The organism is Rhizobium sp. WSM1274 (assembly GCF_025200775.1).
In the GTDB taxonomy this organism is placed as follows: Bacteria; Pseudomonadota; Alphaproteobacteria; order Rhizobiales; family Rhizobiaceae; genus Rhizobium; species Rhizobium leguminosarum_I.
Genome location: NZ_CP104140.1, coordinates 311,764 through 332,420, shown reverse-complemented (window position 1 = coordinate 332,420; position 20,657 = coordinate 311,764). Strand labels below are relative to the sequence as shown.

15 protein-coding genes are annotated in these 20,657 nt (G+C 62.4%); 9 read left to right on the top strand and 6 right to left on the bottom strand.

Annotated elements, in window-relative coordinates:
• Positions 1-152: 152 nt before the first annotated feature.
• Positions 153-2,522, bottom strand: a complete 2,370-nt coding sequence (locus tag N2600_RS31335; RefSeq protein WP_260299554.1) for a DUF1989 domain-containing protein — start codon at positions 2,520-2,522, stop codon at positions 153-155.
• 249 nt (positions 2,523-2,771) lie between these two features.
• On the opposite strand from N2600_RS31335, the gene N2600_RS31330 reads away from it, so the two are divergent.
• A complete protein-coding gene (locus N2600_RS31330) occupies positions 2,772-4,556 on the top strand; it encodes an APC family permease (RefSeq protein WP_260299553.1) in 1,785 nt (594 codons plus the stop codon).
• Positions 4,557-4,713: 157 nt separating this feature from the next.
• On the opposite strand, the gene N2600_RS31325 is transcribed toward N2600_RS31330, so the two are convergent.
• From N2600_RS31325 to N2600_RS31315, 3 genes are all read right to left on the bottom strand, one after another.
• A complete protein-coding gene (locus N2600_RS31325; protein WP_162115098.1) occupies positions 4,714-5,745 on the bottom strand; it encodes an aldo/keto reductase in 1,032 nt (343 codons plus the stop codon).
• Between the two features lie 232 nt (positions 5,746-5,977).
• A complete protein-coding gene (locus N2600_RS31320) occupies positions 5,978-7,249 on the bottom strand; it encodes a flavin monoamine oxidase family protein (protein WP_260299552.1) in 1,272 nt (423 codons plus the stop codon).
• 63 nt (positions 7,250-7,312) lie between these two features.
• A complete protein-coding gene (locus tag N2600_RS31315) occupies positions 7,313-7,825 on the bottom strand; it encodes a MarR family winged helix-turn-helix transcriptional regulator (RefSeq protein WP_162115096.1) in 513 nt (170 codons plus the stop codon).
• Here N2600_RS31315 and N2600_RS31310 point away from each other — a divergent pair, their 5' ends adjacent.
• The 8 genes from N2600_RS31310 (at position 7,826) to N2600_RS31275 (ending at position 15,417) form a co-directional block, all read left to right on the top strand.
• The gene (locus N2600_RS31310) at positions 7,826-8,716 is read left to right on the top strand and encodes a haloalkane dehalogenase (protein ID WP_260299551.1); all 891 of its coding nucleotides are present in this window, start codon (positions 7,826-7,828) and stop codon (positions 8,714-8,716) included.
• Between the two features lie 254 nt (positions 8,717-8,970).
• A complete protein-coding gene (locus tag N2600_RS31305) occupies positions 8,971-9,645 on the top strand; it encodes a response regulator transcription factor (protein WP_162115094.1) in 675 nt (224 codons plus the stop codon).
• Entirely contained in the window at positions 9,642-11,069 is a 1,428-nt protein-coding gene (locus N2600_RS31300) for a sensor histidine kinase (RefSeq protein WP_260299550.1), read from the top strand. Before N2600_RS31305 ends, N2600_RS31300 begins: the two co-directional genes overlap by 4 nt.
• Before the next feature lie 27 nt (positions 11,070-11,096).
• Positions 11,097-12,077: a 3'-5' exonuclease gene (locus tag N2600_RS31295; RefSeq protein WP_260299549.1), complete on the top strand. Its 981-nt coding sequence runs from the start codon at positions 11,097-11,099 to the stop codon at positions 12,075-12,077.
• A gap of 182 nt (positions 12,078-12,259) precedes the next feature.
• Positions 12,260-12,406, top strand: a complete 147-nt coding sequence (locus N2600_RS31290; protein WP_003594835.1) for a DUF1127 domain-containing protein — start codon at positions 12,260-12,262, stop codon at positions 12,404-12,406.
• Between the two features lie 630 nt (positions 12,407-13,036).
• Positions 13,037-13,873 carry a 5-dehydro-4-deoxy-D-glucuronate isomerase gene (gene kduI / locus N2600_RS31285; protein WP_260299548.1) on the top strand — a complete coding sequence of 279 codons (837 nt, stop codon included), beginning with the start codon at positions 13,037-13,039 and terminating at the stop codon, positions 13,871-13,873.
• On the top strand, positions 13,870-14,634 hold the full coding sequence (gene kduD, locus N2600_RS31280; RefSeq protein WP_311319311.1) for a 2-dehydro-3-deoxy-D-gluconate 5-dehydrogenase KduD: 765 nt from the start codon (positions 13,870-13,872) through the stop codon (positions 14,632-14,634). The genes kduI and kduD overlap by 4 nt, the downstream gene beginning before the upstream one ends.
• Before the next feature lie 42 nt (positions 14,635-14,676).
• Entirely contained in the window at positions 14,677-15,417 is a 741-nt protein-coding gene (locus tag N2600_RS31275) for a FadR/GntR family transcriptional regulator (RefSeq protein WP_017968454.1), read from the top strand.
• A gap of 21 nt (positions 15,418-15,438) precedes the next feature.
• Here the strand turns inward: N2600_RS31275 and N2600_RS31270 are convergent, their stop codons facing one another.
• Entirely contained in the window at positions 15,439-18,726 is a 3,288-nt protein-coding gene (locus tag N2600_RS31270) for a GH36-type glycosyl hydrolase domain-containing protein (RefSeq protein WP_260299547.1), read from the bottom strand.
• Between the two features lie 105 nt (positions 18,727-18,831).
• Positions 18,832-20,373, bottom strand: coding sequence for a DHA2 family efflux MFS transporter permease subunit (locus N2600_RS31265; protein ID WP_260299546.1), 1,542 nt, complete (start codon positions 20,371-20,373; stop codon positions 18,832-18,834).
• Positions 20,374-20,657: the final 284 nt, after the last annotated feature.

The window sequence follows — 20,657 nt, the reverse complement described above, 5'->3', positions numbered from 1 at the left end:
CAAACAAGCAATATCGACTACCGAGATATAGTCACTCAACCCGAATTTGTCAACTTTTAGTTTTTCAGGGCCGTTCACTCATCATAAGGTTGCATCTCGGCCGCCTTGCATGCCGGGACGCCGATCGCCGGCCTCGACCTCAAAAGCAGGCATTACGAGCGCGGCCGCGTCTTCTGCGGGTCATAATGCGAAAGCGGCACGACCGTCGCCGGCAGGCGCTTCTGGTGGCCGTCAAGCTTGCCGATCTCGACCTCGGTGCCGGGGCTCGCATGCATCACGTCGATGCGGGCGAGCGCGATCGTCTTGCCGAGGATCGGCGAGCGCGTGGCGCTGGTGACAACGCCCACTTGGGCCCGGCCGATATGGATGCAATCGCCATGGCCGACGGCCTCGTTGGCCTTGATGTCGAGCCCGACGAGCAGATGGCGCGGATGCTCCTTGCGCCGGATCAGCGCCTCGCGGCCGATGAATTCGTCCTGCTTGGATTTCAGCGGCACCGTGAAGCCGATCCCGGCCTCGAACGGGTCGGTCTGGTCGGTGAATTCGTGATGGGCAAAGATCAGACCCGCCTCGATGCGGACCATGTCGAGCGCCTCCAGCCCCATCGGCTTCAATCCGTGCGGCTGGCCCGCCTTCCAGACGGCGTCGAACACCGTCAGCGCATCCTTCGGATGACAGAAAATCTCGTAGCCGAGTTCGCCGGTGTAACCCGTGCGCGAGACGACGATGGGGGCACCCTCGAAGCCGCCGATGCGGCCGACAGTGAAGCGAAACCATTCGAGCTCGCCGATCTCAGGCTGGCGCGGCGCCGTCCAGATGATTTCCTTGAGGATATCGCGGCTCTTCGGACCTTGCAGGGCGATATTGTGCATCTGGTCGGTCGAAGAGCGGACCCAAGCCTTGAAGCCCTTCTTCTCCGCCTGCTGGCGCAGCCATATGCCGCTGAAATCATCGCCGCCGATCCAGCGGAAGTTCTTGTCGCCGAGCCGGAACAGCGTGCCATCATCGATCATGCCGCCGTTTTCGTAGCACATGGCCGAATAGACGACCTGGCCGGTCGACAGCTTGCGCACGTCGCGCGTCAAGCAATATTGCAGCAACTCCTCGGCATCCGGCCCCGTCACCTCGAATTTCCGCAAGGGTGAGAGATCGATGACGGCGGCGCGCTCGCGGCAGGCCCAGTATTCCTCGACCGGACCTTCGCTGGAGAAGCGGTTCGGCAGCCAGTAGCCGCGATATTCGGTGTAGTCCCGCGTCAACGCGGAGAGGCGGGGATGGAAGGCGGTTTCGCGTGTCAGTTCGGCGTCGGCATCTGGGGTCATGCGATAGGCTACCGCTCGTGAGAATTTCTCTTTTCCGGAAAAGGTGCGGACGTGGATATCCGTCGGATCCCAGCCGTTCGCCGCGTCGATATCGTCAGGGCAGGACGAGGAGACGCAGACGAGGTCGGTCAGCGCCCGCATCAGCACGTAATCGCCCGGGCGCGACCAGGGCTCGTCGAGATAGAGCTGGTTGTTGTGGTCGATATTGGTGTTGTAGAAATAGTTCAGCGCTTCCCACCCCTTGCGGCTGGCAATGCCATAGGGCGCCAGCGCCGCGTTGAAATTATCCGTGCAATTGACGTGGCCGGGATAACCCATGTCGTCGTAATAGCGCGAATTGCAGGCGGTCGCGAAAGCGTCGTGACGCCCGACCGTATCCTGGACGATTTCGACCAGCGGCTCGAAGTCGCGGTCGAAGGCCTTGGAGGGGAGACCCGGCATTGGATAGCTGCGGCCAAGCAGCGTGCGGGTGACGGTGGAATCAAGCGCGAGGTCGAGACCCTTGTCGACCTTGCGGGCGGCAAAAGCCTGGAAATCGGTGCACTGGCGTCCATAGACGTCGATGATCTGGATGAATTCGCCGGCACGCACGAAATAGGCTGCGGCGGTCGCCGCCCCGATGCGGATATCCTCGACCGGATCGGCGGCCGGTTCCGGCAGGGCAGAGGCATAATCGCGGATCAGTAGGCTGCGCTTGATCCTGATCTCGATCGGCGTCGCCGTATCCTGCGCCTCCGGCGACATGGCGCTGGCCGGTGCTGCGACGATCAATAGGCCCTTCATGGAAATCGTGAAATCCGCCTGGCTGCCCGGGGTCGATCCCGCCCCGAAGATGCAGAGCGCGCCGGCAACTGCCAGATCGGCGCCGCGACGCTGAAGCGCGGCACGCGTGCGGGCAGCACTCTCATCCTCCGCTTGAAGAATGGCCTTCAAACCCTCGGCTGAATTGCTGAATGCCGTCCCGAGACCGGCGGCCAGGAAGCGGCCCTTCTCGTCGAGGAAGGAGATCTCGCAGACCTGCCCGCCTTCGCTGTCGATGACGCTGACCCGGTCGCCCGGGTCGACGCGCATAACGACCGATCCGCCGCCCTTTGCCCTGTAGCGCTCCGTTCCCTCCGGCAGGGTGGGAATGCCGGGATAATGCACGAGGCTCGGAGCGGCCGGCCGCAGGCCTGTCATAGCAGGATGAAGTTCTCGCATTCTGCCCTCATGGGGATCGGGCATGCCCTCAGGCATGCGGACACAGGTTTACAAAATGGCTGTGGAAAGTAAAGTGATGTTGACTAAAAAGAAAATATCTTCACTATGTATAAAGAGTTGAGACTCGGGAAATCCGTCGGGAACACGGATCGTCAAAATTATCCGGGCGGGCTTGAGACTGTCAGGGAGACACGTTCAGGGAGACGTACAGAGATACGTCCGGAACAAATAGAATGGGGAATTTCACTGATGACAGACATTGTGGAGGCCGGGATTGCATCCGGCACCGAAGGTAAGCTTGTACGCGCGCTCGATTGGAAGGGCGCATTCTGGGTGGCTGCGGGCGTGCCGCCGCTTGTTCTTTTCTCCATCGGCGGGATTGCGGGCACGACGGGCAAGCTCGCCTTCGTCGTCTGGATCATCTCGATGGTGATGGGTTTCCTTCAATCCTTCACCTATGCCGAGATCGCCGGCATGTTCGCCAACAAATCCGGCGGCGCCTCGGTCTATGGCGCCACCGCCTGGTTGCGTTATTCGAAATTCATCGCGCCGTTGTCCGTCTGGTGCAACTGGTTTGCCTGGTCGCCGGTGCTGTCGCTCGGCTGCGCCATCGCCGCCGGTTACATCCTCAACGCATTCTACCCGATTCCTGCGGCGGATTCGCAAATGGTCCTCGACTGGATCTCAGCGCATGCCGCTTCCATCACGGCCGACAGCCCCCGCGTCGCCGAATATATTGCAGCCCATGCCGGCACGACGCCGGATGACGCCGTCAAGGCATTGCTCGGCAGCGACGGTGTCGCCGCCCTGACGCCGGCGATCCGCAGCTGGTCGCTCTTGAGCTTCAACATTCCCTTCCTTGCCACCGCCAATATCAACGCCACCTTCTTCATCGGCGGCATCCTGATGCTGATCATCTTCGCGATCCAGCATCGCGGCATTTCCGAAACGGCAAGCGTGCAGAAGTGGCTGGCCATCATCGTGCTGGTGCCGCTGCTCGTCATCGGCCTCTATCCGATCGTCAGCGGCCATATCCTTGCCACCAACGTCACCGGTCTCGTGCCCCCGACAGCCGCCTATGCCGCTGTCGACGGCACTTGGAGCAACGGCGGCTGGACCCTCTTCCTCGGCGGCCTCTATATCGCCGCCTGGTCGACCTACGGCTTCGAGACGGCCGTCTGCTACACCCGCGAACTCAAGAACCCGAAGACCGACACCTTCAAGGCGATCTTCTATTCCGGCCTTGCCTGCTGCCTGTTCTTCTTCCTCGTGCCCTTCGCCTTCCAGGGCGTTCTTGGCCACGCAGGCATGCTGGCGCCCGGCATCGTCGATGGCACGGGTGTTGCCGAAGCGCTTGGCGGCCTGATCGGCGCCGGCCGCGTCGTCACCCAATTGCTCGTCGTACTGATGATCATGGCACTCTTCCTCGCCATCATGACGGCGATGGCCGGTTCCTCGCGCACGCTCTACCAGGGCTCGAAAGATGGCTGGCTGCCGAAATATCTCGACCACGTCAACGAGCACGGCGCGCCGACCCGGGCGATGTGGACCGATTTCGCCTTCAATCTCTTCCTGCTGGCGATCGCCTCGGATGCCGGCGGCTACTTCTTCGTGCTCGCCGTCTCGAACGTCGGCTACATCATCTTCAACTTCCTGAACCTCAATTCCGGCTGGATCCACCGGATGGATTCCGGTCATATCGAACGCCCCTGGAAGGCGCCGACCTGGTTGATAGGCCTCAACACCGTGCTGGCCTTCGTCAACGCGCTCTTCCTCGGTGCGGGTGCCAAGGTCTGGGGTTATTCCAATGCGCTCTGGGTCGGCTTCATCTTCGCCGCCCTGATCCTGCCGGTCTTCGCCTATCGCCACTATGTGCGCGACGGCGGCAAATTCCCCGCAGGCGCGATGGAGGATCTCGGACTCGTCGGCCAGGATCTCGGCATCAAGAAAGCCGGCATCCTGCCCTATCTGGCACTCGCCGGCGGCCTGGCGATCGTTCTGATCGCCAACGTGATCTTCCAGCTTCCGGCCTAAAATCGCCTCCCAAGCAGATAGGCCGCCAAGCCGCCATGGAAACATGGCGGCTTTTTGCGTGGAAGCGGGGATCGAGCGATCGTCTCGCCGCCATCAACGGAGATCTGTCCGCTTCGGCAAGAAGCGGACAGGGTTCGTTCGGAGACAGAAGAAAGGCTCAGCGGCCGCCCTCGATCTTGCGATGGCGCTGGTTGATGCCACCCTTGCCATAGGGATAGTCGAAAGGCTGGGGCGCGCTCACCTCATTGAGCCGCGTCATGTCGTCGTCGGAGAGCTTGAGTTTCATCGCGCCGAGGTTGTCGGCGAGCTGTTCCGGCGTGCGGGCGCCGAGGATAACGGATGTGATCGCCGGCCGTGCCGCCGTCCAGCCGAGCGCCACCTGCGCCATGCTGACGCCATGCGCCTTGGCGATCTCCTCGACGACAGCGATGATCGCCCAGGTTCGTTCCAGCGCATTGCGCGGCGCATAGGATTCGCCGCCGCGATTGGGGTTTTCGCCGAGGCGGGTGGCGCCGGTCGGCATCTCATCGCGCTTGTACTTGCCGGTCAGCCAGCCGCCGCCGAGCGGCGACCACGGCAGCAGGCCCATGCCGGCATCCTGGCAGGCCGCGACGATTTCGAGTTCGATGTCACGCACCAGCAGGTTATATTGCGGCTGCAGCGTCACTGGACGGGTATAGCCGCGCGCCTTGGCGATCTCCGAGGCCTTGGCGATGTGCCAGCCGACATAGTTGGAGAAGCCGTAATAGCCGATCTTGCCGGAGGAAACCGCATCGTCGAGAAAACGCAGCGTCTCCTCGATCGGCGTCAGCGCGTCCCAGGCATGCATCTGGTAGAGGTCGATCTGCTCGAGGCCGAGGCGGCGGAGCGAATCGTCGAGCGCCTGGCTAAGATGCCGGCGCGACAGGCCGATATCGTTGGGGCCGTTGCCCATCGGGAACCGCCCCTTGGTGGCAACGATCGCCTGGCGGGCCTCGGTCGGACGCGCCTTCAGCCAGCGTCCGATGATCTCTTCCGACTTGCCGGCACTATAGACATCGGCGGTGTCGATGAAATTGCCGCCCCAGGCGAAATAATCGTCGAGCAGCTTGTGCGAGGCGGCCTCATCGGCCTCTGCGCCAAAGGTCATGGTGCCGAGGCAATAGGCGGTGACGACGGTCCCGCTCGGACCGAGCTTGCGATAATCCATTTCTTCCTCCTCATTCGGATACCCGCAGCCGACACGCAAACGGTCGGGGTAGAAGCCGGGGCTCCTGCAATCAATGACAATGACAATATTGTGCTTGAGGCGGCCGCTCGCCGCCGGATGGCGTATAGCGCCCTGGGCTGGGAGCACAGGGGCGAGGGGGAGCATAACCAATCCCGTCCGCGCGACCAAGTGAGAAAAAAATATTCCTGCCTGCCATCGCGGCCGGCGAAGGTTACGGACTTTGCGAAAACGACGCTGCGATCAGCTCGGCTGCAGCGACGCCGGTCTCGTAGGCGCCGTGCGCCGTCGAATAACGCGATGTCGAACAGGCTTCGCCGGCAAAGAAGATCCGCCCGTCATGCGGCGCAGCGAGACGGCCACGCAGATCGGAGGCGCCGGGTTCGGCGTAGGAATAGGAGCCGCCGATATGGGGCGCTGCGGCCCAGGCCGACATTGCGACCACCGACAATTCCTTGCGGATATCCGCGCCGAAATGTGCCGCCAGCTCATCTCCAGCGAAGGAGAAGGCAGCCTCTCTACCTTGCCCCTCCAGATCATGTGCGAGGTCGCCGGCAAAATAAGCCTCGACGACGGGAGCGCCGAAGGGTCGGAGCTGATAGGTGCCGGTTGCACCGCGACTGGTAGAGCCGAGCATATGCGTATCCGCCGGCAGCGCCTCCTGATTTGCGAGCTTCAAGAACAGCTTGTCGGCGAGCCCGAGCGGCAAACGGGCCGCTGCCTCGATCTTGTCAGGCAAAGGCGGGTCGAAGGCGATCTTGCCGGCGGCAAGCACATTCGTCGAAACCGTCACCAGCACCGCGCGGGCACTGAGCACGCCCTGGTTCGTCTCGATGCCGATACGGCCGGCATGACGATGGTCAATGCACGTGACTTCGGTGCAGCGCCTTGCCCGAACCGGCTTGCCGTAAAGTGAGACCAGCGTTCCATAGCCCTCGCGCACCCGCCAGTCAGGGCCAGGGCCGGGATCGTATCTGTTGTAATCGACGACCGACGACCGCTCCAGTTCGGCGCCCGTGATATAGGTGCCGACCGCCCGGATCTGGCCGTTCCAGGGATTGCCGGGCTCGAGCATATCGGCCATGGCTGCATCATTCCCCCCATGGCTCTCGAGGCGCTCGAAGTAGGCGCCGATCGCCTGCCTTGCGGCACGCGCCGCCGCGTCATCCCGCTGAAGCCGCCGTCCGCCATCGTTCCAGGGCGCAGGCGTGCGGTCGACCGTCAGTCCGACCTCGCCGGCGATCGCAGTCCAGGCATTGGTCCGCGCGCCATGCAGCCAGCCGCAGCCGAGATCGAGCCCGATATCGGCGGCTTCAGGCAGCCCGACCGTCCAGGCGCGACCGCCGAGACGATCGCCGGCTTCAAGCAGGAGGATGGAAAGATCCGGGCGGATTGCCTGCAGGCGGCGGGCGGCGGCAATGCCGGCGGCACCGGCGCCGATGACGACGACATCCTCGTCGGCACCTTTGCTGTTGTCACCAGGCATACATTCTCCTTCGGTCGCGCGACGGTTAGTGGAATGGGTCGCTCTCATGCCAGCCCCGCTTCGCTATTGCAGCTGTTCCAGCAGCCGCCGGAGTGCTGTTCGCAAATCGTCCATCTGCTGCTGGCTGGTCAGGGCCGCCCAGCTTTCATCGACGCGCCGGCCCGCCGCTATCGCTATCGGCCTGACCCCCTGGCCTTTTTCCGTCAGAAACACCAGCCGGCCACGCCGGTCATTCGGATCGGGCCGACGCTCGACATAACCCAAGCGCTCGAGTTCTTCCACGGCCTGCGTCATCGTCTGCTTGCGAACACGGGCGAGCCTGGTCAGCTCGCTGACCTGGATGCCCTCCGGCCGCGCGAAGGTGAAGACGTTGGCGTGCGGCGGGCGGATATCGCCGTAGCCGGCCTCATCGAGTGCCGCTTCGACGGCCTGCGTCCAATGCTGATGGACCAGACGCAACAACAGGCCAAGGGAAGAAGACGGCATGAAACCCCGCGCAGCGATATAGACAGTTACCTGTCTATATGATAAATGGACAGTCACCTGCCTATATAGCACGAAAGCGTGGAGCTCCATATGCCGACCATCGATATCCTCACCTCGTTCATCTCCTACGAGGAACTGGGGGAGGGCGACCCGATCGTCTTCCTTCACGGCAATCCCACCTCATCGCATCTCTGGCGGAACATCATGCCCGGCATCGGGCCTGGCCGCTGCCTGGCGCCCGATCTCATCGGCATGGGACGCTCCGGCAAACCCGATATCAGCTACCGCTATGGCGATCACATCGCCTATCTCGACGCCTGGTTCGATGCGCTTGACCTCGACGACGTCGTGCTCGTCGGCCACGACTGGGGCGGCGCCCTGGCATTCGACTGGGCCTCGCGCCACGCCGAGCGGGTGCGTGGCATCGCCTTCATGGAAATCATCCTGCGGCCGATGGGCTGGGAGGATCTGCCGGGTGGAGGAAAGGCGCGTTATGAACTGTTGCGGAGTGCGGGAACCGGCGAGGCCAAGGTCCTCGACGAAAATTTCTTCATCGAACAGGCCTTGCGCGCGACCACGCTGAAAGGGCTCAGCGATTTCGACTGGGATGTCTACCGCGCACCCTATCCCGACCGTAACAGCCGACGCCCGCTGCTGGAATGGCCGCGCGCCATGCCGATCAACGGCGAGCCGGCCGACGTGGTCGCCAGGATCGAGGCCTATGACCGCTGGCTTTCCGCCAGTCCTGAGGTCCCCAAGCTGTTGCTGACCTTCGACGGTCCCTCCGAAACGCTATTGATCGGCAGCGAGATGATTTCGTGGTGCCGCGACAACGTCGCCGGCCTGGAGATCAGGGGGTGCGGTCCGGCGCGCCACATCGCCCCCGAGGACCAGCCCGAGGCGATTGCCGCCGAAATCAAAAGCTGGATCGACAGGAGGGGGCTGAGAGCAACGCAGCGGAAGTTCGCGTCTCAGGCATAAAAATCTGTGTCTGCGTCACCGTGACTGCGACATGACAGACTGTTGCAATGTTGAGCCGGTTCATGGGCGGGATCAATCAGCCACCGTGAAGGTCCCATGCCACGTTTCGATCGCCGACCGAGCAGCGCCGTGCGTGACGATGAAATTATCCTCGGCCATGAGGGGGCGATCTTGCATTCGACGAACGACTGGCACCGCGGACATGCTTAGGTGATATGGTCCGCCTACGGACCGACCGCCGGTAGGAATGTGAGATGCGCATATTACTGATCGAGGACGAACCTCAAATGGCCGTGGCGCTCCGAGGCGCCCTGACCAGGCACGACATGGTGATGGATCATGTTTCGACGCTGTGCGACGCCGAACTGGTGATCGGCGACGGCGCCTACGACGCCGTCCTCCTGGATCGGCAACTGCCCGACGGCGATGGTCTCGAACTCATTCCGAAGATCCGTAAAAGAGGGCTGACACTGCCGATCATCGTCATCACCGCCAAGGGAGAGGTTCCAGACAGGATCACCGGCCTTGAGACCGGCGCCGACGATTACCTCGCCAAGCCCTTCGTCTTCGACGAACTTCTGGCACGGCTGCGTGCCGTCATGCGCCGCTCCGAAACCTTGCGTCCGGCGCTGATCTCGATCGGCCGTCTTTCGTTCGATCCGACCTATTGCGACATCATCGTCTCCGGCCTGCGTCTGGAAATGCCGCGCCGGGAGGCGCTGGTGCTCGAATGCCTCATGCGCCGTGCCGGTCGTATGGTGCCGCGACCGGCCTTGATGGAAGCAGTTTTCGGCTTCGACGACGAGATCCAGTCGAATGCGCTCGATTCCCATATATCGCGGCTGCGTCGCAAGCTGCAAGCGTCGCAGGCGGGCGTGGTCATCAACGTTATCCGGGGCGTGGGTTATCTCCTGCGTGAAGCATCATGAGCAAACGATGCTCCTATTCGCTGCGCAAGCGCCTGTTCTGGCGGCTTCTTGCCGTGCAATCGGTCGTGCTCATCCTGGTGATGATCGTGCTGATTTCGGTTGGCAAGATATCCGAATTCAGATCGACGGAGGGCACGATCGAGATCCTGCGCCAGGCCGTCTTCCGCCAGCCCACCGGAGAGTTGAGCCTGCGGGAGACCGAGAATCTGCGACGGCTGCGGAAGGAGGCGCCCGATCTCTGGTACACCATACGCGACATGCAGGGACATGATTTGACCGAGGGCCGGATTCCGGAAGAATATGCCGCAATCGGCAACACGCTCGATCATGTCGGCCAGGCAAAGTTCGGATCGGATCTCGGCGATCACGACCGTCCGGCTGCCCGGATGAAGTGGATTGCGACGGATTGGGGACAGGTGCAGTTTCTGACGGGCACCGACGGCCCGAACTCACTCGCCTTCATCCTGTTCCGCGTCTCATTGATCCTTGTGAAAATTGTTATCCCCATCGTCGCAGTGATGGCACTTGGCGCGCTGATAGCAACGCCGCTCGTCGTGCGACGATCGCTGGTCGGGATCGACCAGGCCGCGCTTCAGGCCGATACGATCGATATCGACCAGCGCGGCGGCCGGTTGTCGGAAAACGATATTCCCGAAGAGATCGCGCCGCTGGTGCACGCCGTCAACCGCGCGCTCGGCCGTCTCGACGAGGGTTATGAGCGGCAGGAACGGTTTCTGACCGATGCCGCCCATGAGTTGCGCACGCCGATCGCCATTCTGAATACGAGAATTGGATCCCTGCAGCACAGTTCGATCAAGACCGACCTCTTGGAAGATGCGGCGAGGCTTGCCGTTCTCACCGAGCAGATGCTCGACCTTCAGCGGCTGAAACAGGGCAAGGTCCAGTTCACCAAGGTCGATCTCGGCCAGCTGGCGAGGAAGGTCATCATCGAGATGGCGCCGCTGGCCTTTGCCGCCGGTTATACGGTGCAGTTCGATGTCAACGGCGCCGGTGAGATCGAGGGCGATCCTCTGGCGCTGCAGCGCGCCCTGATGAACATCCTGCAGAACGCAATCAACCACGGCGGCAGGAAAGGCACCATCTCGCTGACATCAGGCTGCAACTGGATCGAGGTCAGGGACGAGGGACCGGGCATCCCCGCCGATATGCGAGATCGCATATTCGAGCCGTTCTTCAAGCGCCATCACGACGGACGCGGCGCCGGCCTCGGCCTCAATCTCGTTCGTGACATCCTGCGCATGCACGGCGGCGAGGTGACGATCGAAAGCCGCAATCCCGGCGTGGTCTGCCGGCTGAGCTTCCCGGTGGACAAAACGGCACACGTTGATACTCCACCACATCTGGCTCAAGGTGCTACAGCGCCTCTCGAAAAGAGGCGCGGTGCTGTCCGTGCGATGGATTAAATCGCGTCTCCGTGACATATAGATTCGATGAGCGTGCACAGAGATTCGCAACTCGACATGTTTGCCAGGGCATCGCCCGCGACGGCCAAGGCACGCGGTCCATCGCACCGGCGGCCATCACAGCCAGTTGTCCACTCCGATGAAGACATGGCGCGGGCGCTCGAAGAGAGCGGCAACTATCGCATCTTGAGAAAGCTGACCGCCCGGCCGGTTGCGTCAGTCAGACGGCCAGGGTTTTCGCAACTCGGCGTCGTTCTCGATACGGAGACCACCGGTCTCAACCACCGCAGCGACGAGATCATCGAAATCGGCGCCGTCGCATTTACCTTCAATGATGACGGTGCGATCGGCGATATCCTCGGCATTTACGGCGGCCTGCAACAGCCGTCCCGGCCGATCCCGCCCGAGATCACTCGGCTGACCGGTATCACCGATGCGATGGTCGAAGGACAGCTCATCGATATCCAATCGCTGAGGACTCTGATCGAGCCGGCGGATCTGATCATTGCCCACAATGCCGGTTTCGACCGGCCGTTCTGCGAGGCCTTCTCGACGATTTTCACCGGCAAGGCCTGGGCATGCTCGGTTTCGGAGATCGACTGGAGCGCCCGCGGCTTCGAGGGTACGAAGCTCGGCTATCTCGTCGGCCAGGCCGGGTATTTCCACGAAGGCCATCGCGCCGTGGACGACTGCCACGCACTGCTGGAAATCCTCGATCGAGAGCAGCGCGACGGTGAAAGCCCGTTCACCGAACTCTACCGTGCCAGCCAGCGCTCGCGCATCCGTATCTTTGCCGAACACAGCCCGTTCGAGATGAAGGATCATCTGAAGGCGAGGGGTTATCGCTGGTCGGACGGAAGCGACGGTCGCCTGAAGTCCTGGTGGATCGAAGTCGGCGAAGAGGATCTCGGCGACGAGCTTTCCTATCTGCGCTCGGATATTTACCGGTGGGCCGAGGCGGAGCCGCCGATGGTGCGGCTGACGGCCTTCGATCGTTTCAAACTCTGACCGCGAAGCGGTTCGGATCCTGATCGCTGCCGGATATGGCGACCCATGCAAGCGCCGCATAGGTGCACTGATGCATTGGCGCTGCAATAATCGGCGGTCTCATATTATATACACCTCATCGAAGCGAACGAAGCGCCAAGGACTGGCAGCTAAGCTTCGAAAGCCCACGAAAGGGGATCATCATGAACGTAGCACGCTCTTTCAATAACTGGCGCAAGTATCGTCAGACGGTCGCTGAACTGGGTCGTATGTCCGCACGCGAACTGGACGACCTCGGCATCGGCCGCGGCGACATCCGCAACGTCGCCCGCGCAGCCATCGCCCGCTAACGGCAGCTTAGACCAAGCATCTTCAAGGACCATGCCAGCGCCTGCTTCCTCCCGAGCGGGCGCTTTGCTTTTTGTGCTTCCGGCAGATGGAGCCAGGTGAATCGAGCCTCCCGCTTTTCGCATAACGCATAGCTGCCCTGCAAAGAAATGCCTATCAACTGAGCAAGAAATAAGTATGATTATTTCTATCGAAGCGATGCACCTCCTCCCGCGTCCCTTCGATGTACAGGCGCCCCGTCCTCCTCCCAGGGTCGTCTGTGGAATGACAGCACTCCTCCTCCCAGCTGTCGTTCGGTTTTTTACGAAAGCCTGCCGCACCTCCTCCCGCGGCAGGCTTTTTTCGTTTTGGCCAAGAGCACTGCCGGATCGCGCCAAGAACGACCGCTTGCGATCCATTGCTTGGATGATGGCGTCATCATTTCCAGAAATTCTCCTGTCTATTCCCAGATTTTCTTTCGTGCTCTTGCGGACCTTGCGTCTCCTCGAGCGCCCACCGACAAACCTGTTGACACCAAACTTGTCGTACAACTATGTAACCAACTGGATACCGCCGCGGCGGGACCGGCCGGACAAGACCGGCTCCCGAGATAGAGACGACCCGTGGCACAATGAAGCGGAAGGAAAATTGACATGCAGATCGACGTGAGGCACGCCTCCCATCCAGAGGCCGTGCGTGATTTCGACACGGAGACGCTGCGGCGTCACTTTCTGGTGGAAACCGTCTTCGCGAGCGGCGAGATCCGGCTCACCTATTCGCATTACGACCGGATGGTCATCGGCGGCGCGACGCCGCTCGGCCCCGGGCTGACGCTGACGGCTCCGACAGCGATCGGACAGGAAACCTTCCTTGCCGAGCGTGAACTCGGCGCCCTGAACATTGGCGGCGCCGGCCGCATCATCGTCGACGGCACGAACTACGATCTTGCCAAATATGATTGCCTCTATGTCGGCAAGGGTGCCAAGGACATCAGGTTCGAGAGCGCGGATGCGGCCGATCCGGCAAAGTTCTATCTGGTCTCGACGCCGGCGCATCAAGCGCACCCGACCGTATTGCTCACCCGCGAAAAGGCCCGTCACCTGACGCCGGGCGAAGCCGCAACAGCCAACAAGCGGTCGATCTACCAGTTCATCCATCCGGACGTCTGCCAGTCGTGCCAACTCACGCTGGGCTTCACCATGATCGAACCGGGCAGCGTCTGGAACACAATGCCCGCCCATACGCATGACCGCCGCATGGAAGCCTATCTCTATTTCGATCTCGAAGCGGAGCAGCGTGTGTTCCACTTCATGGGCGAGCCGCAGCAGACCCGGCATATGCTTGTCGCCAACGAACAGGCGGTCATCTCGCCGCCCTGGTCGATCCATTCGGGCGCCGGCACCAAGAATTACAGCTTCATCTGGGCGATGGCCGGCGACAATAAGAGCTTCACCGACATGGACCATATCGCCATTGCGGATCTGAGGTGAGCATCGTGGCAAATCCCTTCGACCTTTCCGGCCGGGTTGCCGTCGTCACCGGCGCCAATACCGGTATCGGCCAAGCCATCGCGGCCGCACTGGCAGAGGCTGGTGCGTCGATCGTCGCCGTCGGGCGCTCCTCGATGGACGAAACCGAAGCGCTGGTGAAGGAAGCGGGAAGCCGCTTCCATGTCGTCAAGGCCGATCTTGCCAGCATCGAGCCGGTCAAGGGGATCGTCACTGAGACCATCGAGACCTTCGGCGGCCTCGACATCCTCGTCAACAATGCCGGCATCATCCGCCGCGCCGATGCACTCGATTTCACCGAGGAAGATTGGGACGCGGTGATCGACGTCAACCTGAAGACGGCTTTCTTCCTGTCGCAGGCGGCCGGCCGCCACATGGTCGACAAGGGAAGGGGCAAAATCATCAACATCGCCTCGCTCCTCTCCTTCCAGGGCGGCATCCGCATTCCCTCCTATACCGCCTCGAAAAGCGGCCTCGCGGGACTGACGAAGCTGCTTGCCTGCGAATGGGCCGGCAAGGGCGTCAACGTCAACGCCATCGCCCCCGGTTATTTCGTCACCAACAACACCACGGCGCTGCGCGAGGATGCCGACCGCAATGCCGCCATCCTTGCCCGCATCCCGGCCGGTCGCTGGGGAACGCCTGATGAACTCGGCGGCGCGGCCGTATTCCTGGCATCATCGGCATCCGACTACGTACATGGAACGGTGCTGCCCGTCGATGGCGGTTGGCTGGCGCGATAATCGCTCTTGGCGCAGCCGCCTCGACACCAGGATCGAAACAGGATGGAAAATAAGGACAACGCAGTCTTCAATACCATTCAGCAGGCGCCGAACCTGCGCAGCAACCTTGCCGATATGTTGACGGCGCAAATCGAGTCCGGCGACCTGAAGCCCGGCCAGCGTCTGCCGACCGAACAGGCGATCATGGCAACGACCGGCGTCAGCCGGACGATCGTGCGCGAAGCGCTCGCCGCACTGCGCGCAAAGGGGTTGATCACCACGCGGCAAGGCCTTGGAGCTTTCGTCTCGAACGATCCGACGCCCAGATCCTTCTCCATCATTCCAAACGACCTGCAGTCGATCGACGAGGTTCTGCGCGTGCTGGAGTTGCGCATGGGGATCGAATTCGAAGCCGCCGGTCTTGCGGCGCTGCGGCGCACGCAGGAGGATATCGACCGCATGCAGGACCGTCTCGATGCCCTCGACAAGGCGCTCGAGGAGGGCGGATACGGTGCGCAAGAGGATTACGCCTTCCACAGATCCATTCTGGTCGCGACGCACAACTCCTATTACGGCCGCCTCTTCGATACGTTCGGCAACATCATGGTGCCGCGGCAATGGGCGCGCTTGGACAAGATGACATCAGCCGAGCGCAAGCGCCATGCGGCGCGCATGCGCAGGGAACACCATGCCATCTTCGCGGCGATCCGCGACCGTGACGAGCCCGCCGCGCGCCGCGCCATCCGAAGCCACCTGTCGAAGAGCGCCGCGCGCTTCGAGGAGCTGCGCGACGCTACTGCATAGACAGCGCCTCGTCCTGAACTGTTACGCCTTGGGTTTCGGCTTCATCAGCCGCCGCCAGGCGGCGTGGTCGGTGTGCAGATCGGCCGAGGCATGGATTGCGGGCAGAAGCGGTTTGTGTTTGCGCCGGCCGAAGCGCCTTTTGAAGCCCAGGATATTTTCGACGAAGCTTCTGGTATAGAGCCCCGGGCCGCTTGAATAGATGCGCCATCCGCCGTCGACGGCGATCTCTCCCGCCTTGACGTGCTCCCATTCGGCCGCCGCCTGATAACGGTCATGAAAAGCCGCATCGCTGCTGCTGAAATAGGTATTGCGCTGGCGCAGCGATGCATGCGGCAGCGCTGATGTGACTGAAATCGGATTGACGACGGCGATCGCCTTCCAGAGCTCTTCCGCCTCGGCTTGGAGCGCCAACGTCTCGCAATAACGTAGATGCGCGTGCACATACATCAGCCCGATCTCGCGGCCGAAGAAGGAGGAGGATTCGGCGCGGCGAAACAGCGTCTCAGGCCCGCCGGCATAGGTCGCGGGCTTCTCCATCAGCCGCACGCCGTCGGGGAAGAGCAGATGCTCTCTAATCAGCTTCATATGATCGCGTCTCTGCGTTGGCGTGAACAGCCCGCCAAGCATCGCCTGCGTCATCGAGATCAGCGAAAAATGCAGGCCGGTGCGCTGGTCGCTCGGGTGCAGCAGCAATTCAACGCCGTCATGGCCGGGATCGAAGATGCCGTAGCCGGCAACGACGCCGCCACGCACGAGAAGGCGGTTGAAATCCCGGCGCATCGCCGTTGCGATCTTCCTCAAGCGCTTGGCCTTGTTGCCATGACCGAGGCGGCGCAGGATCGCGGAATAACGGACGATCTGCTCGTAGAGCAGGGCAACGGTCCAGCTGCTGACCATCCAGTCGCGCAGATGCGGATCGGCCGGCTGCAGAGAATCGTTCCAGTCTCCCTCGCCATAGCGGATCAGATGCGTTCCCGGGATGAAAGCTTCGCGAACGGTCTCGAGGAGCTTCTCGACATGGATGGCGATGGTGTCGAGCCCCGGCGCCTTGGCCATCGTCTTTTCGTCGCGCCAGGAGACCTTCTCGTCGAGAACGGCAAGATCGCCGGTCGCTTCGATATAGTCGCAGAGCGCCTTCAGCGGCCAGATGACGATATCGCCGTGACTATCGCCCGCCCGGATGTTGGCATAGGGCTCCAGCATGAACCATTGCGGCCAATCGCCTTTCTCCAGGTATTGTTCGCTGAAGACGGTCTTCAGCACCTCCTTGGCTTCGCGATCATGCTCATAGGCGAGCAGGAATTCGATCGGTCCTTGGCAGGCGTCGCGTGTGCCCCAGGCAGCGCCGGTATATTGCTCGAGGCCGTGCGGCACGCTCAGATGCACGATCGCGTCATGCGCCAGCCACGGCAGCAAGGTCGTCTGCGCGGCAAGGTCGGGCGAGGTGCTGCCGATCGTCAGACCGCGCACGGCGTTCCGCCAGAATTTCGATGCCGGGGCAAGCATGGCTTCATCGGTGACGCCGGCCTCATAACGCTGCGCCAGTCGGTCGGCCTCCGCCGCATCGGTCATCGAGCCGACGACAGCGAAGCAGAGCACCTGCGTCGGGCGGGATCTAAGCGCGACGAAGGGGCCGTTGCGCGCAATCCCATCACTGTAGAGCAGTTCGTCGCCGCCGATCTCATCGATGGCATCGGGCGTCGAACTCACCAGCCAATAGCCGGCATCGGGATAGCGCTCGCCCCAGAGCCAGGCCGGGTCCGGCCGGAAAAGCATGCGTTTGCCCGACGGATGGAATTCGATCTGCCCGCCCGCGTCATATTCGCGCTCGCCGAGGACGACGTGACCGAACACCAGAAAGCGGCACGGCTTGCCCTCGACGGAGACGGTCCACTGCATCGCTGGATCCTCGCCGGAGGCGACCGCCGACACGATGATCGTGCGTCCCGCGCAATGATAGATCCAGCGGCAATCGCTGAGCCCCATTTCGAAAGCCGACGGCACCGCCAGAAGCTGCCAGCCGGCGCCGACATCCGCCATGATGCGCAGCCCGCTGGCGCGCGTCAGATTGTAGGGGTCACGGGAGACGGAAAAGAGCTTGTGAAAAGACGTATTGCCGATCGTCAGCTGGGCCGCGAAAATGCCCTGCATCCAGCAGGTCGCGGCAAGCGTCGCATCGTCGAGCAGCATGTTCCCGCCGCTTCTGACGATCGCGCCGTGGCGGCGCGCCACCAGGAGCTCCTTGTCGCGCAGGACCACGTGGCGGTTCAGAACGCCGTCCGGCACGAAAAACGAAAGAAGCTTTCCGTCGACGCGCTCTTCCAGGCTCCGCTCCGGATAGAGCTTGCCGATCGCCTTTTTATCCAGTGCCTCGGCCTTCAGCAGGGCCGCATCCTGGAGCAGGCTGCGGACCGGAGCAACCTCCTCGATATCGGCGGCCGCACTGTCTGTCGCCGCAATCTCATCGAGCCGTGAAAGGTCGGCATCGCTCGACGCTTCGGGATGATCGGCGGCGAAGACGGCAAAGAAAGTCGCGATCGCCCCGCTTGCGGGCACGGAGAGCGGTCTCGACTGGATGGCGGGACAGGCGGTCTCCTGCTGGCGCCGTTTGCTCGGCAGGCTGGTGCCGAAGGCGCCGACCAGCAGGTCGTCGAGGCTGTCGCTCGCCTGCACCAGCTGGATTGCATCCGTGGCATAGGCCGCCGCCCCGTCGAGACAGCCCTGCACGAGCCAGGGGTTGCGGGCGCCCGACTGCTTCAGATTTTGACGGTGCATCACGACAGGGCCGAATGTCCCGTGATCGGCGATATGGTGGTCGACATATTGCGAGGCATAGGCTTCGCTGTTCATCAGGAAGCCGCGATCGCCGAGACCGACGTCCTGGACCAGCACCAGATCGGCCGGCAGCGTTCCATCCTTTCGATGCCGGATGGAGACACGCCAGAACCAGGCCGTTTCGGAGGGATGGAGCTCGAGGCGGACGGTGTAGCCGATATCGCCTCTCTTGCCGCTCCAGGAGAAGCTCGTCGCATCGTGCCCGAAGCTGCCATCGGCACGAGGCCCGACGATCTCGACGACATCAGGTGCCGCACCGCCGATGCGCAGATAAAGCCGTCCGATGCCGCCGGTGAGCGGCGAGCCCTGGATCTGGTTGATCTGCACCGATCCCTTGTCGTCGGCATATTCGATGGCAAACAGCGTGCCGTTCGGCAGGGCCGCTATCGACAGGCCGGACCCGTTGCTGATCGTGAAGAGGCCAAGCTCTTCGCGTCGTGGCATTTGAAAACTGCGCTTGAGGACCGGGGCCATTAAGATCTCGTCGATTGGCTTCAGAGGGGAACTGGAGGATGACGCAAAATGATTGAGAGAAATCTTACCGGCGACCGGAAGATCGGCAACTTGTCACCATGGCTTTCACGTTGACGCCGGCCGCCTGGCGAAGGGCACTGAGAGCAGGGCGCAGCCGGTCAGGGCGGCGACGATCATCCAGGCTTCGTTGATCGCCTGGACGCTGGCCGCGGTCTGGACCAGCGGATCGAGCATCGCCGTGGCATCCGCATCGAAGCCGCCACTATGCCCCGATATGGTCTGAAGAGGGGCACCGACGAATGTCGCAGCCTCGATGTCGCCGGCTTGAAGGCGGGTCCAGAGGGTTTGTCCAAGCGGTTCCGAGCGCGTGTAGATGATGGTATCGATGAGGGCGATGCCGATCGCCCCGCCGAGATTGCGCATCAAGTTGAAAAGCCCGCTCGCATCGGGAATGCGCTCTGGCGGAAGTGTGCCGAGCGCCAGCCGCGTCGGCGGCAACAGACAGAACATGATGGCGACGCCGCGCACGACCTGCGGCCAGAACATCGCGTCATAATCCGTACGAGGATCCTGAAAGGCGCTCATTCCGACACCGATCGCAAAGAGCGCGAAACCGACGGCCGACAGCAGGCGAGCATCCATGCGCTTTTCCAGCGCGACCGCGATCGGCGCGGTGACCAGCTGCGCGATGCCGGTGACCAGCATCGTCATGCCGATTTCGAGCGCGTCGTGTCCTCTGATGAAAGCGAGAAAGACCGGCATGAGATAGACCGATCCGAAGAGGCCGATGCCAAGGACGAAGCTCAGAGCCGAGCCGACGAGAAAGTTCCGGTCGCCGAAATTGCCGAGATCGACGACGGGCCGGCGGCGGCGAAGCGTTCGCCAGACGAAGACGCCTCCCGATGCAAGGCAAACCGTTAGCAGGCTGAGCACATAGGCGGAGGTCCAGCCGCTCGTCGGCGCCTCTTTCAGGCTGAGTTCCAGGCTCGTCAATGCGGTTGCCATCAGCAGAAGCGACAGCCCGTCAAGATGCTTGAGTTCGGACGGATCGGACGCCTGCCGCGGCAGGAACCGCGCAGCGACGATTGCCGAGACGATGCCCGGAATGACGTTGATCAGAAACAGCCAGTGCCAGGAATAGGTCTGCGTCAACCACCCGCCGACGATCGGTCCGACGGTCGGGGCCAGCACCGCCAGCACGCCGGCGATCGTCGTCGCGAGCGCCTGCCGCTCGTTCGGGAAGAGAATGAACACGGCTGAAAACACCGATGGGATCAGGGTCCCGCCGGAAAAACCTTGCAGCACCCGCCAGGCCACCAACTCGCCGAAGCTGCCGCTTGCCGCACAGCCGGCGGAGGCCGCGACGAACAGGCCGATGGCGGTAACGAACAGCCATCGCATCGTCAGAAGTCGCGTCAAGAGGCCGGTGAGCGGGATCGCCACCACTTCGGCGATGAGATAGGCCGTCTGTATCCAGCTCATCTGATCCGGATCGATATCGAGCGCCGACTGGATGGTCGGCAGCGATGTCGCCACCACCTGGACGTCGAGGATCGCCATGAACATGCCGACGCACATCGCCATGAAGCCGAGCCAGACGATGGCCGGCGTTTCATCGGGGCGGGCAGATTCAAGTCGTTCCGACATGCGATAATCCCGCGCACTGCGTTCTCCACCTCGGCTGCGAAGACTAAGGCCGGTCGTGGTTGCGATCGAGACGACGGACAGCATGGCTCGGAAGTGAACCGCGATTTCGCCGATCGCGACACCATAGTTCGGATGAGGATGGAAGCGATAGGGACCCGCCGGCACAAATTTTCAGGAGTGAGTTGAACGCGATCGAGCCTGACCGGGAAGGCCAGGCTCGATCGTGTGATCAACGGACTTGGTCCGGAAGAGCGTGCCCCGCTAATGTCTGCCCAGCCGATCCG

Coding starts and splice junctions, on each gene's coding strand:
- N2600_RS31335 (WP_260299554.1), bottom strand. CDS start 2,522: ATGCGAGAACTTCATCCTGCTATGACAGGCCTGCGGCCGGCCGCTCCG.
- N2600_RS31330 (WP_260299553.1), top strand. CDS start 2,772: ATGACAGACATTGTGGAGGCCGGGATTGCATCCGGCACCGAAGGTAAG.
- N2600_RS31325 (WP_162115098.1), bottom strand. CDS start 5,745: ATGGATTATCGCAAGCTCGGTCCGAGCGGGACCGTCGTCACCGCCTAT.
- N2600_RS31320 (WP_260299552.1), bottom strand. CDS start 7,249: ATGCCTGGTGACAACAGCAAAGGTGCCGACGAGGATGTCGTCGTCATC.
- N2600_RS31315 (WP_162115096.1), bottom strand. CDS start 7,825: ATGGAGCTCCACGCTTTCGTGCTATATAGGCAGGTGACTGTCCATTTA.
- N2600_RS31310 (WP_260299551.1), top strand. CDS start 7,826: ATGCCGACCATCGATATCCTCACCTCGTTCATCTCCTACGAGGAACTG.
- N2600_RS31305 (WP_162115094.1), top strand. CDS start 8,971: ATGCGCATATTACTGATCGAGGACGAACCTCAAATGGCCGTGGCGCTC.
- N2600_RS31300 (WP_260299550.1), top strand. CDS start 9,642: ATGAGCAAACGATGCTCCTATTCGCTGCGCAAGCGCCTGTTCTGGCGG.
- N2600_RS31295 (WP_260299549.1), top strand. CDS start 11,097: ATGAGCGTGCACAGAGATTCGCAACTCGACATGTTTGCCAGGGCATCG.
- N2600_RS31290 (WP_003594835.1), top strand. CDS start 12,260: ATGAACGTAGCACGCTCTTTCAATAACTGGCGCAAGTATCGTCAGACG.
- kduI (WP_260299548.1), top strand. CDS start 13,037: ATGCAGATCGACGTGAGGCACGCCTCCCATCCAGAGGCCGTGCGTGAT.
- N2600_RS31275 (WP_017968454.1), top strand. CDS start 14,677: ATGGAAAATAAGGACAACGCAGTCTTCAATACCATTCAGCAGGCGCCG.
- N2600_RS31270 (WP_260299547.1), bottom strand. CDS start 18,726: ATGGCCCCGGTCCTCAAGCGCAGTTTTCAAATGCCACGACGCGAAGAG.
- N2600_RS31265 (WP_260299546.1), bottom strand. CDS start 20,373: ATGTCGGAACGACTTGAATCTGCCCGCCCCGATGAAACGCCGGCCATC.